The following is a 15,074-nucleotide window of genomic DNA, read 5'->3' as shown; positions in this document are numbered from 1 at the left end:
TCTGGGTCACCTCTCATTTTTGTTAATATTTCCGATCCTCCGGATGGTGACTTCAGCGTCAACATCAACCTTCGCCTTGCAGAACAGGCAGCTGCCCCGCTCCCAATCCCGCATTACCCGCTTCCACAGCGGATACCGGTTCTGATACAGGTACGCCCCCAGACCAAGCGGATCTAGTTTAAACTTATGCTGAGCCACCTGCACCGACTGGTTGACGATATTCACAATTTCCTTCTCCAGCCTGCTTTCCAGCTTCCGGACGACGTTTTCGTCGTTGACATCGAGCATTCCCGTCGATTTGCCCAGCGTCCCTTCCGCTTGAATGGCAATCTTAAACGCGACCCTTCCCTCCGCTTCCATCTGGGCGGACATCTTCCGGCGTGTCCGCTCAACCTCGAACACGACCATTTGCCGGTCATATTCGACCTCTATGCTGCCCCCTTCCACCCAGTTGCGAATAAAATTAAGCCCCTGCGTCTCCTTCCCTGACATAAAGCCGACCAGCCTGTTGCCTGTGCCCTCAATAATCGCCGCCCCGCTCAGAACAATGCCCAGCTCCGAGGTTTTGACCAATTGAATCGGATAGCTTTCCTTGCGCATGAAATATTCATGAACGTCGCCGATTCTCGACTCCGGCAGCATGTAGTTGCTCTTGATGCTGTTCTTGACCGTGGATTCAAGATAAGCGACAGGATACTTTTCGTTATACACCTTCACCTTCAGCATGTCGCTGGCTCTGCCGTCGGCTATCAATATTTTGACATTGCGGCGCATCTCATTATCCCTTAGAAAGTAGTCCAGCACTTCGGGAAAAGCCCCTTCCTTCGCCGCTACCTTGGAAGACACGACAATGATCTTCAGATGCTCGAAATAAGGAGTCCGGCTCGTCTTCTGAGCCAGATTGCCCGAAATGGACGGTAGGGAACTTTCTACCGAGTTCATGTTAAAGTACGCCTTGCCGCCTCCATTCTGACTTGACGAATCGCCAGATTTCATCCCGGCCGGAATAACAAATTGAAAGGTGCCCTGCAGCCTGCGGTCCGATTTTTTGGAGCCTTGGGTTTCTTTGACCTCCTCCGGCAAATCCACGGCTACTCCGACCACAAAGCCCCGCTGGTCGATTTCGATTCGGTCCCAGCAGCCGCCGAGCAGGGGGACGGTCATAACGAGAAGCGTCCATTTCGCCAGCTTACCGCGCATGCTTACCCCTCCCTCGAATAACTGTCCAGGCGTAGATCAGACTTGGTATGACGATCAAAATGACGGTGCCCGCATAGCTGATGATTTCGCCAAGCATCATAAATTCATTGCCGTTGCGCGGAAACATTCCTATCAGATAAATGACAGGAGCCAGCATAACGATCAGGCGGAATCGCCGGATGCCCGGAAATAGCGATTTGAGCGTCATGGCGGATATATCAAAGGCCATTTTCGCAGAATTGAAAATCGCCATAATCCAGATAACGAAGAAGAAAGATTCGAACCGCTCGAAAAATTCACCCGGCACCTGTACCTCCTTGGCCAGCTCGATGGCGGGGTAAGTCACCTCCTTCAAGCCGTCGCGCGAGAATACGCCTACTCCAACCACATAAACCAGCAAATAGAGCACGACGGCAATGCCCACCCCTTTTACCGCAGCTCCCGGAGCATCCTGAGGTTTGCTCATCAGCGCCGTATAAAAGAGGATCACCTCAAAGCCAAGCAGAGAGAATATCGTGGATCGCGCCCCGGCCAGCAGCTCCCGCCAATCGGAGATAAAAAATGGCTTTAGCTCCTCGAAGTAAAAATTACCGAGGCTGAAAAAAAGGACGGCCAGCGCTACGACAATCACTGACGGCAAAAACAAGGTATTCAGCCTAACCAGCCCGACTCGCGAGCCGCTTACGGCATAGACGACCACCAGAAGAAATGTAAGCGAGATAACCTCAGTCGGCGTGCGTTCGAACAAATACTGCTTGGAGATGTTGGCAACCGCCCTCATCTCATAAGCGGCGAATAACATAAAATAGAAACTCATGCCGGCCGTCAGTAACCAAGCGAGCGGCTTCGTGATGGTTTTGGACATAAAAGCCAGAAAGCTTAGACCGTTCATCCTGACCGCCAGCTTGCCCAGCACCCAGCCGAACCCCATAGCCAGCAGGCCGGCCAGCAAAATAGATAGCCAGCCGTCGGAGGAATGCGTCGTTTTGGCCAGTTCCCGGGGCAGCGTCAGGATGCCGACGGCGATGGTCATGGAAGAGACCGTGGCGGTCATTTCATTTTTTCCGATCTGCCGATCGATCCGGTCAAGTTTGGTCATGGTTTCCGCTCCCCGGCTTCATTTTTCGCTTATCCTTGGGCTTCATCATCTGTGTCCGCTTACCCAACAGGAACACCGGGGCGCGAAGCAGCAGATCCCTCCAATCCCGGGGGAAGGTTGGAGCGAACGGAGCGGCATAGGGCAGGCCGAAGCTCTTGAGATTGACGAAATGAATGTTGATCATGATAAAGACCAGGATAATCCCGTAAATGCCAAAAAAGGCGGCCGCCAGCATCACGCCGAACCGGATCATCCGCAGCGAGATGGCAAACGTATAGGAGGGCAGCGCAAACGAAGAAATCGCCGTGATCGCTACGACGATAACCATAATCGGGCTGACGACGCCGGCGGATACGGCCGCCTCCCCGATTACCAGACCTCCGACAATGCCAATGGTTTGTCCGATCGGCTTGGGCAGCCGAAGTCCCGCCTCTCGCAGCATCTCCAGAGTAAACTCCATAACGAACGCCTCCACTACCGCCGGAAAAGGCACGCCCTCCCTCGATCCCGCTATCGAAAAAGCAAGCTTGGAAGGAATCATGCCATGCTGGTATTCCAGCAGAGCAATGTACAAGGCCGGCAGGAACGTAGCAATAAAAATAGCCACGACCCGGAGCAGCCGGGTCAACGTAGAGATCAGCCAGTGCTGGTAATAATCTTCGGGCGATTTGATGCTGGAGGCAAACGTGATCGGCAGCACAAGCGCAAACGGGTCCCCGTCCACAAGCACTGCCAGTCTTCCCTGCAACAGCGACCCGGCTACCTTATCCGGCCGCTCCGTGTTCATGATCAGCGGGAATGGCGTCAGGAAACTGTCGCTGATCCATTGCTCGATAAAGCCGGAGCTGTTAATCTCATCCACGTCGATCGAGTTCAGCCGGCGCTCGGCTTCCTGGATCAGATCGGTTTGCGCGATGCCTTCGATATACAGCAAGGTCACCTCTGTTTGGCTGCGTACACCGAGCATTCGCGTCTTCATCCGGAGATTCGGATCCTTGACCCGCCTGCGGATCAAGCCGGTATTCGTTCGGATATTTTCCGTAAATCCTTCCCTCGGCCCCCGGATGATCGATTCCGTCTGCGGCTCGTCGATAGCCCGTCCGTCCCGCCCGCAGCTGGCGATCACGATCACTTCCGCGCTCCCGTCCATCAATAGCAGCGTATCGCCTGCCAGAAGCTGTCTCAATGCTTTCTCGGGCGCCGCGGTACGGGATACGCTGAAGGATGAAAGCACCTCATTCTCAATAAAGGACGACAACTCCGGAGAAAACTCCCCTAAATTCCCATCGCCGTTCTCCTGGTAGGCAAGCAGCGGCGCCAATATTTGCCGGTTCACCATATTGGCATCAACCAGTCCCTCGAAACAAATGATACCGCAGGGCACTCCGCTTCGGCCAAGCCGGAATTCCCGGACGATCAGGTCCCGGGGCTCCTGCAGCAGCTGCTTGATATTCGCGAGATTTTGCTGAAGCTCGGCAGACAGGCTAAGGACGGGCTGTTCGGCTCTATTGTTGGTCATAGTCAGATCTCCCCAAGTCAGCATAGCTTTCAGCGGTTTATGTACCTACTATTTACGGACTTGGAACAATTTATGACGAATGACGAGCTTATCCTCAAAAATCGGCAGCGGCGGTTTTTTACAATAAGCAAAACTACGGATCGGAGCCTTGTCGTGGAAGACACCTGCATGTTTTATCAGACGAACGGGAGGGTGGAGCATGGCGAATAGCCCTCCGGCTGGGCGAAGGGCCAATGAATCTGCTGGGCTCATATTTCACTACCGATGAAAGGATCTCCAGAACGCTCCATCGACCGCTATGATGCTCATCAGCTCGCTGTACGGGATGCGGAATGTCGGGAAGCCGGCCGCGTAAGGGGCGATGTCATAAGGATTGAAGTAGATGTGCAGCGCGTCCTCCGTTACATAGAACGGCTGATCCGGCGCTATTCCTTTGTAGCTGTCCGGGAACACATAGCTATACTGCGGATCTTCCTTGATCTGCCGGCCGATGATGCCGCTCAGCACCTTTACATAATCGCTGCCTGGCTTGAACAAGTCGCTAAGCGTATAAAATTGTCCGGAGGACAGGTCCACATGCGGGTAGATGCGGGTCGGCATGCCGTGAGCGGCCCCGAACGGGAAGTGATAGCCTGTGAGCTCGAGCACCAGCAGCGAATCCCGGAAGAAGCTTACCTCGAAGTCGCCCGTATAGCTGTAGTCGAGCTGCCCGCTTTCTATAGGCTTCACCTGAGACAAAGCCTTCAGCTTGTCGTTCGTTTGCCGCTGAACGGCGGGATTGGGCATGCCTTCGATCTGCGGATAATAGACGAGATAATCTTTATTCGGCTTATATTTCAGCTCCCTCACCTCAAACGGAGGCTTAAGGGCGATAACCGTGTCCGGCTTCCACACCGCCTCTCCGGACGGGCTCAAGTAGAAGATGCGTTGATCGACGTTTGCCTGAATGAGCGGGCCCATGACTTCCAATGTGCCTACCCCCTTCACGGCAGGCATACGCGCTTCCCGCTTGCCGTAACGGTCCAGGAAATAAGTCTGGCTTCCGTCGCTGACCGACAATAAGCCCTTCCGGTATTCGCCTACTTGCTGCAGCCCCCCTGCCGTCAGCAGCCTGCCCTGCTCATCGGCTATCGCATAAGTCGATCCCAAGTAAGGACGATTCGGATCGATTGCTGTCCCCAGCGCATAACGGCGCTCGCCCAGCGCCAGCAAGTCATTATACGCCGGCTTGATCACGAACCGTCCGCTGCGGTCGATCAGCCCGTATTTGTTCGTATAGTCGGCCGCCGTATTCACGATGGCTCTTCCCCCGGAGAAGGGCAGCGCCATGCCGAATTGAGGCTTGATGACGACATTCCCCTTCTCGTCGATATACCCGTAACGCCCGCCCGGCTCCTGCTGAAAGACTAGCAGTCCTTCCCCCAGCCCGCCTACGGAAGCATAATGGTAAGTATGCAGCGTCCTGCCGTTCGTATCGATCAGGGCGTATTGCCCTTCTCCCAGCTTGACGACCGCCTTGCCACCGGCCGTGAAATCCCCAGCTTCCAAATAGCGGAGCGGAATAGCTACGTTGCCCTCGGTGTCCAGATAACCGTAGTGGCCGGAGCCCGAATCCGAAGCCAGTGCTCTTCCGCTGCGGAAGGCGCCGATATAGCTGTAAGCCTTCGGAGTCAGCACCCGGCCGGATTCGTCAATAACCTTAAAGCCCTCCTTGTCGATAGCGGCAGCCCGGCCTTCCGCAAAATCCCCGATCGTCTCGAATATCGGCTTGATCCGGTAGTGGCCCTGCGCATCTATAGCTCCGACCCGATTATCGCTTCCCGCTACAGCGAGCCCGTTCGGTTGGAACGGCTGAGCATACTCGAACTGCGGAGGAATCGCCATCCGGCCGGACGCATCCACATACCCGGTCCGGCTTCCGCCGATCAGCTTCACGGTTGCCGGGAACAAGTCAACCCCTCGGGCATCCAGCTCCGTTTCCGCTCCTTCGCCGGAATTCCATCCGGCCTTCCCGATCGCATCATGCAAGTAATTCTTGTAAAAATCTGCACTCGGATACTGCCGGACCAGCCTCTCATAATAACGGATCACCCGGCGGAAGTAATAGGGGTAAACATCATAAGCGGGAACCAGCTTCCCTTCGTTCTCCCGGTACACTTCTACCCTGTAGGCCTGCCCGGTATCATGAGACCAAAGCGCCAGCTCGGCCAAGCCGTCCCTTCCTGCGGCTCCCGGCATGTCTTCGGCTTCCATATAGCTGAACGTTATGCCGGGCGGCGCCATGTCCTTCCACCCGGCCCCTGTCCAATCATACAAAGCCAGCTCCGACCAGATCGCTCCTACCTGCCAGCCGACAATCAGGGTCATTCGACCCTTATGAAGCACCGGAGCCGCCTGCATCGTACTGACTTCATAGCCCTTGCCCTTCCAGGATGCCGCAGGCTTCCAATCCCGGCCGTCATAACGAAGCACGATGACATACGTATCGGAACCAAGCCTGTAAGCGGCAGCCACCTCTGGTACGCCGTCTCCGTCCAGATCCGCCGCTATAAGGATCGGCCGTCCACTCTCTTCATGCATCTGAACGGCTGCGCCGGGCGGGATATGCTCCTGCACCAGCCGGAGCAGCAAACTTTCATCGTAGGCCATGTTCCACCCTCCCATCCATTCTCCCTACAGCATATGGGCGGATGCCCGGATTGGTGACGAGACGCAGCAAACAGAGCCCATCGCTATTCACGAAGGGCTCTGTTTGGTGATCACTATCTGTCCATCCTTCTTTAAGCGCCTGTTTCGGCCGCCCCTTCAGCAGCCGTGCCTGGAGCGGCGGCAGGAGCCGAACGCTCCCTCCCCGTTTGCTTCCGGTCGACGAACTCGCGGATGGAAGTGTCCAGCGAATCCTTGATTTTGCCGACAAGCGTATCCTTATCGATTCCTTTGTCCGCTGCGATCTCAGCCAGCGTCCGGCCTTCCTTGAGCGCCGCCGACAATTCGTCCTTCGTCAAGCCGAGCAACCCTGCAAGGGTCTCCGTATTGCCGAAATGCCCGAGTCCTCCGTGCCCTTTGCCTCCGCCAGGGAAGCCGTCCTTGCCGGGGCGTTCGTCAGCCGTACCTTCCGGGCCGGCGGGTTTGAACGCTTTGCCGCCGGTTGCGGTAACTTCCTTCTGAATGCGCTCTGTCAACGCCGCAAGCTTCTCATCGGCTTGGGCCTGCGTGAGCTTGCCGGCCGTAACCGATTCCGTCAGCTTGGCCGTCTCCGCATCGACCAGCTTCTGCACATAAGCGGCTTCGCCCAGTCCCGCTTTCTCTAGGGCAATTTGCGCCAGCGTTTTTTGCTGCTTCAGCTCCTCGAGGATGACTGAAGATTCGACGCCCAGCAAGGTCGCCGTTTGCTCCACAAGACTGCCGCCGCCATGTCCGAAGCCGCCGCCGCGCGGTCCGCGGCTGCCTAGTCCTGCGCCGCGCTCGCCGGGCGCTTTCACGGCTCCGCTGCCGCTATCCGTATTGGCAGAAGTGTCCGAAGCCGCCGCGAAGGCTTGCGTATAGTAAACTCCTGCTCCTGAAGCCAACACTCCGACTGCCAATGTACCTGCCGTGAGCTTTTTCATAAATGGGTTCATAGTCATTCTCCTCTGCGATGGGAATTGGAATTGTTTGCTGCAATACCTATCTTAGAGGCGCAACCTGAAGCCCAAATGAAAGCCCGCTGAGCGTCAGGTTAACATAAGCTGAAGATTGGCTGAATATGCCTGTGACTCGTAGCAGTCAAGCGTGAACTTGCCTGCCTTCGCCTGCAGTGTCTGTGAGTCTGTGCCGGTCGCCGGGCCCTATTGCCGCTGCCGGAAACCTGCTCGAAGGCGGCGAGCGCCTCTTCCGAGCCGGCCGAAACTTTCTGGAACGATCACCGGACCTTACACTAAAAAAAGCCGCCTCCCGCCAAGGGAAGCAGCTCACAGCTTGCTTGTTTGATGCTACACGTCCAGATAGACAGCCTTCCCTGTACGCGAAGATTCATAAACAGCTTCCAAAATGAGCGAGACCACATAAGCCTGTTGAGGCGTAACGACCGGCTCCTTGTCTTGATCGATCGCTTCGATCCAGCGTCTCATCTCCAGGTCGGCGTCCTTCTCGGCTTTGCCGTCGTAGAAAGCGACGCCCCCGGCTTTCAGCTCCACTTCGCTTGTAAACAACCGGCTGTGCTTCTCGCCGTTGATCCGCAGGCCGCCCTTCATGTCGGCGCCCCCTTCGGTTCCGCACAGCGTACACTTGGCCTCATCGACTTCCAGCGTATTCAGCGCCCAGCTCGACTCCAGCACAATGCTTGCTCCATCCTCCATCACGATCATGCCGAAAGCGGAGTCCTCCACCGTAAACTTGGCAGGGTCCCAAGGGCCCCATGCGTTCGCCGCATTTTCCTTCTGGCTGAGCTTGTGGTACGAGGTGCCGAGTACAACCTTCGGCTTGTAATTGTTCATCATCCACAGCGTCAAGTCGAGAGCATGGGTACCGATATCGATAAGCGGTCCGCCGCCCTGCTTCTCTTCATCCAGGAACACACCCCATGTCGGCACAGCCCGTCTGCGGATCGCGTGAGCCTTCGCATAATAGATCTCGCCCAGCTCGCCTTCGTCGCACAGCTTCTTCAGATGCTGGCTGTCCGGACGGAAACGGTTGTTGTAGCCGATCGTCAGCTTTTTGCCCGTGCGTTCCGCCGCCTCGACCATCCGCTTGGCGTCTGCCGCCGTCTTGGCCATCGGCTTCTCGCACATCACATGCTTGCCGGCTTCCAGCGCCGCGATCGCAATCTCGGCATGCGAATCATTTGGCGTACACACATGCACGATATCGATCGAGCTGTCGCTGAGCACCTCGCGGTAATCGGTGTAGACGGACGAGCCTTCGGCTCCGTACTTCTCGGCCGCTTGCTGCGCGCGCTCCTCGATAATGTCGCAGAAAGCAACCATTTCAATGTTGGACAGCTTGCTCAAGCTCGGCATGTGCTTGCCATTGGCGATACCGCCGCAGCCGATGATGGCAATACGATAAATACGGGACATTCGGACAGCCTCCTCATAATGGTAGAGATGGATTTGGTTTAGATAAGCGGCCCCTGTATTGGGACGGCGTCATGCCGAACCGTTTGCGGAATACCGCGTGTAAATAATTGCCGTTGGCGAAGCCTTCCAGCGTCGCGATCTTCTCAACGGGCAGATCGGATTCATCCAGTCGGCGGCATACCGCCTCGAGCCGGATATCCTCGACGATCCCCCGGAATGATCCTTCCTGATGATAAGCCCTCAGGATACGCTGCAGCTGGCGCGAGCTGATATTCAGCTTCTCCGCCACATCCTCCAGCGTCAGCGGCGAGGCATAGTTGGAGCGGATGTACTGCATCGCGAACCGGTACCGGCTTGCGCCCACGTCGCGCCCCGGCAGCTCCGGACGAGGCGTCCCGTCATCATAAGCGCGCGCGGTCCGCAGCAAAATCTGGACGACACATTGCTTGATCGTCGTATAGGAGCCCGAATAATTGTCACAGCAAGCACGATAGGCCTCCAGGAAGCAGGGCATCGCATGATAAATATCCATGACCGGCTTAGGAGGAAGCGTTTGCAGCTTCTTGACGCAATCCTCGGCTTCCGCGATCTCCCACCTGTCAACGGCACCGCTCCCTGCGCCGCGGTCCACAATATCGATATGCAGGCAAAGCTCCTCCATAGACGCAGCCGTATGCGCTTCCTGATAGTGCATCACTCCAGGTCCCGTCACGTACAGCATGCCTTCGCTAAGCTCGAATGGATGGTCCACCAGGATAACTTTGCCGGCTCCGCTGGGAATAAAATGAAATTCAAACTCCGCATGTTTATGGAAATTTAGAACTTTCCCTGGAGGAAAGGAAGTCAGATGAAACCGCAGCACACGGATCTCATATTGTCCCCATCGAATGCGCAGATCGAGCCGCTCCAGAGCATCCTGCCGCTCCCACATCGCCTCATACGGAAACGCGCTCATCCTATCCCTCCCCAGGCCAAACTTTATGCGGCGGCCGCCAATCTTATGAATGCCGGCGAACTCCGCGGCTCGCAGAACGAACAGCCAGGCTCCAGCCCCGTTGCCGCCGGTCCTAATGGACGAATAAGGCAAGGCTGTAAGCCGGTCACGGTTAGCCTGATTGCGTCGCGCTCGGGCCTGCCAGCTTAGACTCCGACAGCCGGACTGCGTCGCGCATGGCCCGCTGGCCCAGTTCCGGCAGCAGGTTTGCGCGGCGCTCCCGCTTTCTAGCTCAGCTCCGACAGCCGGACTGCGCGGCGTTCCCGCACCGAGCGGTTCGAGGCCTCCATCAGCGCCGTCAGCTCCAGCGCAAGGCGGATATTTTCCTCGGCGATCGTGTCCTGTCTAATATGGCCGATCCACTGCTCGAAAGCGCTCTCTCTGCGATCCGGTAAAGGCAGCTCATGCCATGCATCCGCCTTGGAGCCGTCCTCAGCCTTGGTGCGGAGCAGCAGCTTCCCGTCGGGAGTTCCGTAGAGCAGTGTGCCTTCCGTGCCGTGCACCTCCAGGGTGAACGGAGAGAAGCTGTTCACGAAGCCCGCTTCGACGATTCCGATCGCTCCCGACTTGGTCGACAGCACGGAGACGGCATTGTCCTCAACTTCTTTGCCCGTGATATAGCCGAAGTGGGAGGTTACTTCCACCGGTTCCTCGCCAAGCAGCAGGCGCGTCAGATACATCGGATGGCAGCCCAGATCGATCAAGGCGCCGCCCAGACAATCCTCCAGGCTGTAGAAATGCTCCGGCAGCCATCCGGCGATCGCGCCGTTATGAGATAATCTGGCGCGCACAAGCGTCACGCGACCGAGCGCTTCCCGCTCCAGCAGCTCGCGAATCAACAACGTGTAGCCTTCGTTCAGGCGGGGCAGCGATACGGTCAGCTTGACGCCGTTCGCCTCCACGGCAGCCATAATCTCCCGGGCTTCCGCCATGGTTGGAGCAAGGACCTTCTCCGTGAAGATATGCTTGCCTGCTTTCGCTGCGGCAACCATCACGTCGCGATGCATCCGGGTCGGGGCATCGACGATAACTCCTTCGATGTCCGACGCCAGCAGCTCGTCCAGCGACTCATAAAAGGCAACGCCCTGCTTCTCGGCCGCTTCCTTCCCCCTCTTCGGGTCCTCATCCCATACGCCGGCGATCTCTGCATCCGGGTGCTCCTGGGCCTGTTTCGTATAGTCCCAGGCATGGACATGCCAATAACTGATTTTGCCGATACGCAAACTCATGACAACCCTCTCTTCCCAAGCTATAAATTCGAGACATCATGGGTTTAATTTATCACAGTTTTTTTAATAATTTTAGTGTAATTTAGCGACATCGTCTATATAAAAATACGACATATTCAATCAATCCAATAATCTCGCGGTAAACATGGACTTGGCCATGCGAACGCCGTTCTGCACAATCTCCACCTCGATCTTGCAGAAGCGGCGGCTCAGCTCAATAATCGTCGGCTTCACTTCAACGGTGCTGTCCAGCGGAATCGGCATCAGAAAATAATTGGACGAGCTGTCCAAAATCAGATCGCCTCTCCGGTGCTCCTTCACGATCCGCAGCGCGGCTTGGTTCATCAAGGCCGTCATCACGCTCTCCGACGCCATCCCGATATGATTGGTCATCTGGGCCGTAATCACGCCCCGGAAAAACAGCCCGTTCTCCTTGTCGCGAATCTTCTCAAAGCCCGTCCAGATCAAATCCTCGAACGATTCGCCGTATTGCGGCTGCGTTTGGACGAACTGCATCGCCTTCAGCACGTCGCTGCGGCTGATGACGCCAAGCATCTTCTTGTGATCGCTCACGACGGGCAGCATCTGAATGCCTTCCCATACCATCGTATGGCTGGCGGAGGCGACAGAAGTCTGCACATGCACAGTAAGCGGATTGCGCTTCATATATTGCTCCACGGGATCGCCGGGCAGAGCGTTAAGCACATCCTTCGTCGTCAGGATGCCGATCGGCCGATGGTGATCGTCCACAACGGGATATCGCGTATGGCCGGTGGCTGCGATCATCGCCTGCATCTCCTGGACCGTATCGGTTCCTTTCAAATAATACACGGGCGTATCCGTCCGGATAATGTCCTGCACGAGAATGATTTTCTTCTTGATCAGCCGATCATGAATCGCACGATTAATCAGCGTGGCGACCGTGAACGTGTCATAGCTGCTGCTGATAATCGGCAGCTCCAGCTTGTCCGCCAGCTCCCTGGCTTCCGCAGACGCCTGAAAGCCGCCCGTGATCAGCACGCCCGCCCCCTGCTCCAGCGCATACAGATGCGCCTGACTGCGATTGCCTACGATGAGCAGATTGCCCGGCTCCACATAGCGCATCATCGCTTCGAGCTGCATCGCTCCGATGACGAATTTGTTAAGCGTCTTATGCAAGCCCGCCGAGCCTCCCAAGGTAACCCCGTCCACGATATGAACGACCTCGTCGAAGACAAGCCGGTCGAATTGATGCTTCTCCCGCGCATCCACCCGGACGGTCCCGGTTCGCTCCTTGGTGCTGACAAGCCCCTCGGCCTCCGCCTCCTTGATCGCCCGGTAAGCCGTGCCTTCGCTGACATCCATCACCTGCGCGATTTTCCGTACGGAGATGCGGGTTCCGATGCTGAGCTTTTCAATATATCGCATAATTTGTTCATGCTTGGTCAACAATTCCTGCGGCCGGTCATTCAAACGCCCTTCACCTCTTGCTACTTAGCCTTGGATGGTATGGAGGACTCCATCATGCTCTCTTCTTCTATACATCTTAGCCTACGCCTGCAGAAAAAGCATCCTTATTGCAGGAGAAAGCGCTTGCCATGTCTTGTTTTTTGCGAAAGTTGTGCTAATATTTGAAAATACGACATTGAGGCGCGAGGTACTAGGCACTTATGAATCCCTACTCACTTTACTTTGAAATGAACCGCGCGGAATGGTCGGAGCTGAGATACAGCCAGACGCCGCCCATCAGCCGGGAAGAATTCGACCGCCGCAGAGGATTTCACGACCGGATTTCGTTCCAGGAAGTGGAAGATATCTATCTGCCGCTCTCCCGGTTTATCCATTTGCAGGCGGCCGCGGCCCGGCAGCTGCATGAGGCATCGGCTGCTTTCCTTCAGCATCGCCGTTCGAAGGTTCCGTTCGTGATCGGCATCGCCGGCAGCGTAGCGGTCGGCAAGAGCACGACCGCCCGTCTGCTGCAGGCGCTGCTCTCCCGCGAGCCGTGGCGTCCCCAGGTGGACTTGATTACGACCGATGGATTCCTGTACCCGAACCGGGTGCTTGAAGAACGCGGATTGATGAAGCGCAAGGGCTTTCCGGAAAGCTACGATACAAAAAAGCTGCTGAAAAGCATCCGCGACATTAAGGCCGGCAAGCCGGATATCGTCGTTCCGATCTACTCTCATCTTTCCTATGATATCGTCGAAGGCGAAGCTCAGCTCGTACAAAGCCCCGATATTTTGATTGTGGAAGGCATCAATGTCCTCCAGGTCACGAAGGATGCGAAAGTATTCGTCAGCGATTTCTTCGACTTCTCGATCTATGTGGATGCGGATGAGCGCGATATCGAACGCTGGTATGTCGAACGCTTCCTGATGCTCCGCGATACGGCGTTCCGCAATCCCGAGTCTTACTTCCACCGGTATGCGGCGCTTAGCGAGGAGGAAGCCGTCAAGACGGCCACAAGCATCTGGAAGGAAATCAACGAGGTTAATCTGATCGACAACATTCGTCCGACCAAAGGCCGAGCCAAGCTGATTCTCCGCAAGGGACCGGATCATGCGATTGAGCGCGTTTTTGTGCGCAAGTAGCTTCGGCGGCCAGCAGTTGGCGCTGATCAGTCGCCCATATCCTTGAACGCGGCTGCTTTCAAATTTCATGCGTAAAAAGCCTCCAATGGTCATGGAGGCTTTTTTGCATTTGAGGCTTTTGGGGGGCTTTAAAGAAGTCTCCTTGCCTGTAGCACGGCCCGGCTCTTGAAGATCTTGGCGTGCAGCTTCACATTTTTGTGCGCAGGGAGGGATGGGTGTGGGCTCCAGCCGCTCTTGAAGTTGTGTCCAATTTGAATGGATTTAGTGGTGAGGACACGACTTCAAAGACGGTCCGTAAGCTTTTCGCTCCATACCCATTCCCTCTTTCATCTACTTCGCGCTTATCCCTACTTCATTACTTCCTGCCTTGTCTTCGATCTTCCGTCCGAGATTCGTATTCATACACTCCTCTGTTCTGTATCCGGGACATTTATCAAAAAAGATCGAGCTCAAGGCAGCTTTAAGCCCTGACTCGATCTTTTGAGCATGCAGCAGAGGGAGATCCGCAAGGCTGCCTCGTTTTCTGGAGATAGCGCCAGGTTCGCCACACTTCCCTGTTCGCCTCTCCCTTGCAGCATCACGAAGCTATATGCCAAATCTGCGCAGGCTTTAAGGCTGGGGGAATGCTTTCTTTATCTAAAATTAGAACGTGCGAGCGGCCGCTACTGCTTGTTCCACACCGCTGGCCACAATTTCCTGGGAGCGGTCCGGGAATTGGTTATGCCCCTCGACAATAACCTTGGTCACATTTTTAACTCCCCAGAAACTGAGGACATTGGTCAGCAGATTAACCGACATTTCGGCTGCGGCAGCCGGACCTTCGGAGTATACGCCGCCTCTCGCATTCAGCAGTGCTACCTTCTTGTCGCCCAGAAGTCCGACCGGACCTTCCGCCGTATATTTGAACGTCTTTCCGGCTTGCGACAAGTAGTCGATATACGTATGAAGGACAGCCGGAAGAGTGAAGTTCCAGAGCGGGAAGCTGAACACGACTTTATCGGCCGCCAGAAATTGCTCGAGGTACCGGTTGGCAACGGCCGCCGCCTCTTGCTCCTCGGCTGTAAGCTCGAAGCCTCTCGCAGACTTGAACAATCCCGTAATCATCGTGGAATCCAGATACGGAAGCTGCTCCGCAAACAAGTCCAGCTCAATGACTGTGTCTTCAGGATGCGAAGCTTTGTAGCTTTCCAGAAAAGCTTCGTGCAGCTTGACGGTGACAGCCTGCTCGGAAGGACGGTTGTTGGCTTTGACAAACAGTACGGTTGACATAATAGGTTCTCTTCTCCTCTGGTGACCTTTAAGGACCACTCTCATGATTTAGTATTAACTTACTAAAAGTTCGTAAACTTTCATGTATAATAATTATCATATAGGGCCTCCTTCTGTCAATGGATATATTTGTAAGT

11 protein-coding genes are annotated in these 15,074 nt (G+C 55.8%); 1 reads left to right on the top strand and 10 read right to left on the bottom strand.

Annotation, left to right across the window (positions count from 1 at the left end):
• Positions 1-6 precede the first annotated feature (6 nt).
• The 9 genes from BLR08_RS07130 to BLR08_RS07090 all read right to left on the bottom strand — a co-directional run bounded on the left by BLR08_RS07130 (position 7) and on the right by BLR08_RS07090 (position 12,505).
• Entirely contained in the window at positions 7-1,200 is a 1,194-nt protein-coding gene (locus BLR08_RS07130; protein ID WP_072328504.1) for a Ger(x)C family spore germination protein, read from the bottom strand.
• Positions 1,190-2,299, bottom strand: coding sequence for a GerAB/ArcD/ProY family transporter (locus tag BLR08_RS07125; RefSeq protein WP_072328502.1), 1,110 nt, complete (start codon positions 2,297-2,299; stop codon positions 1,190-1,192). The genes BLR08_RS07130 and BLR08_RS07125 overlap by 11 nt, the downstream gene beginning before the upstream one ends.
• The gene (locus BLR08_RS07120; protein ID WP_256257426.1) at positions 2,286-3,818 is read right to left on the bottom strand and encodes a spore germination protein; all 1,533 of its coding nucleotides are present in this window, start codon (positions 3,816-3,818) and stop codon (positions 2,286-2,288) included. Before BLR08_RS07120 ends, BLR08_RS07125 begins: the two co-directional genes overlap by 14 nt.
• Before the next feature lie 258 nt (positions 3,819-4,076).
• Complete coding sequence (locus BLR08_RS07115) at positions 4,077-6,467, bottom strand: WG repeat-containing protein (RefSeq protein WP_072328499.1); 2,391 nt, start codon at positions 6,465-6,467, stop codon at positions 4,077-4,079.
• A gap of 131 nt (positions 6,468-6,598) precedes the next feature.
• A complete protein-coding gene (locus BLR08_RS07110) occupies positions 6,599-7,438 on the bottom strand; it encodes a hypothetical protein (RefSeq protein WP_072328498.1) in 840 nt (279 codons plus the stop codon).
• A 351-nt stretch (positions 7,439-7,789) separates the two neighbouring features.
• Entirely contained in the window at positions 7,790-8,875 is a 1,086-nt protein-coding gene (locus BLR08_RS07105) for a Gfo/Idh/MocA family protein (RefSeq protein WP_072328497.1), read from the bottom strand.
• A 13-nt stretch (positions 8,876-8,888) separates the two neighbouring features.
• Entirely contained in the window at positions 8,889-9,830 is a 942-nt protein-coding gene (locus BLR08_RS07100; protein ID WP_072328496.1) for an AraC family transcriptional regulator, read from the bottom strand.
• A 266-nt stretch (positions 9,831-10,096) separates the two neighbouring features.
• A complete protein-coding gene (locus BLR08_RS07095; RefSeq protein ID WP_072328495.1) occupies positions 10,097-11,098 on the bottom strand; it encodes a Gfo/Idh/MocA family protein in 1,002 nt (333 codons plus the stop codon).
• A gap of 120 nt (positions 11,099-11,218) precedes the next feature.
• Positions 11,219-12,505 carry a DRTGG domain-containing protein gene (locus BLR08_RS07090; protein WP_072328864.1) on the bottom strand — a complete coding sequence of 429 codons (1,287 nt, stop codon included), beginning with the start codon at positions 12,503-12,505 and terminating at the stop codon, positions 11,219-11,221.
• 242 nt (positions 12,506-12,747) lie between these two features.
• Here BLR08_RS07090 and coaA point away from each other — a divergent pair, with 242 nt between their 5' ends.
• Positions 12,748-13,668: a type I pantothenate kinase gene (coaA, locus tag BLR08_RS07085; protein WP_072328494.1), complete on the top strand. Its 921-nt coding sequence runs from the start codon at positions 12,748-12,750 to the stop codon at positions 13,666-13,668.
• Between the two features lie 642 nt (positions 13,669-14,310).
• Here coaA and BLR08_RS07080 read toward each other — a convergent pair.
• Positions 14,311-14,937 carry an FMN-dependent NADH-azoreductase gene (locus BLR08_RS07080; RefSeq protein ID WP_072328493.1) on the bottom strand — a complete coding sequence of 209 codons (627 nt, stop codon included), beginning with the start codon at positions 14,935-14,937 and terminating at the stop codon, positions 14,311-14,313.
• Between the last annotated feature and the right edge of the window lie 137 nt (positions 14,938-15,074).

This window comes from Paenibacillus sp. cl123 (genome assembly GCF_900101595.1).
Taxonomy (GTDB): domain Bacteria; phylum Bacillota; class Bacilli; order Paenibacillales; family NBRC-103111; genus Paenibacillus_G.
The sequence above is the reverse complement of the archived record's forward strand: the minus strand, read 5'-3'. Positions and strand labels throughout refer to the sequence as shown.

Excerpts from the sequence above, each read along its gene's own strand:
- BLR08_RS07130 (WP_072328504.1), bottom strand. The coding sequence starts at position 1,200 with ATGCGCGGTAAGCTGGCGAAATGGACGCTTCTCGTTATGACCGTCCCC.
- BLR08_RS07125 (WP_072328502.1), bottom strand. The coding sequence starts at position 2,299 with ATGACCAAACTTGACCGGATCGATCGGCAGATCGGAAAAAATGAAATG.
- BLR08_RS07120 (WP_256257426.1), bottom strand. The coding sequence starts at position 3,818 with ATGACCAACAATAGAGCCGAACAGCCCGTCCTTAGCCTGTCTGCCGAG.
- BLR08_RS07115 (WP_072328499.1), bottom strand. The coding sequence starts at position 6,467 with ATGGCCTACGATGAAAGTTTGCTGCTCCGGCTGGTGCAGGAGCATATC.
- BLR08_RS07110 (WP_072328498.1), bottom strand. The coding sequence starts at position 7,438 with ATGAACCCATTTATGAAAAAGCTCACGGCAGGTACATTGGCAGTCGGA.
- BLR08_RS07105 (WP_072328497.1), bottom strand. The coding sequence starts at position 8,875 with ATGTCCCGTATTTATCGTATTGCCATCATCGGCTGCGGCGGTATCGCC.
- BLR08_RS07100 (WP_072328496.1), bottom strand. The coding sequence starts at position 9,830 with ATGAGCGCGTTTCCGTATGAGGCGATGTGGGAGCGGCAGGATGCTCTG.
- BLR08_RS07095 (WP_072328495.1), bottom strand. The coding sequence starts at position 11,098 with ATGAGTTTGCGTATCGGCAAAATCAGTTATTGGCATGTCCATGCCTGG.
- BLR08_RS07090 (WP_072328864.1), bottom strand. The coding sequence starts at position 12,505 with ATGCGATATATTGAAAAGCTCAGCATCGGAACCCGCATCTCCGTACGG.
- coaA (WP_072328494.1), top strand. The coding sequence starts at position 12,748 with ATGAATCCCTACTCACTTTACTTTGAAATGAACCGCGCGGAATGGTCG.
- BLR08_RS07080 (WP_072328493.1), bottom strand. The coding sequence starts at position 14,937 with ATGTCAACCGTACTGTTTGTCAAAGCCAACAACCGTCCTTCCGAGCAG.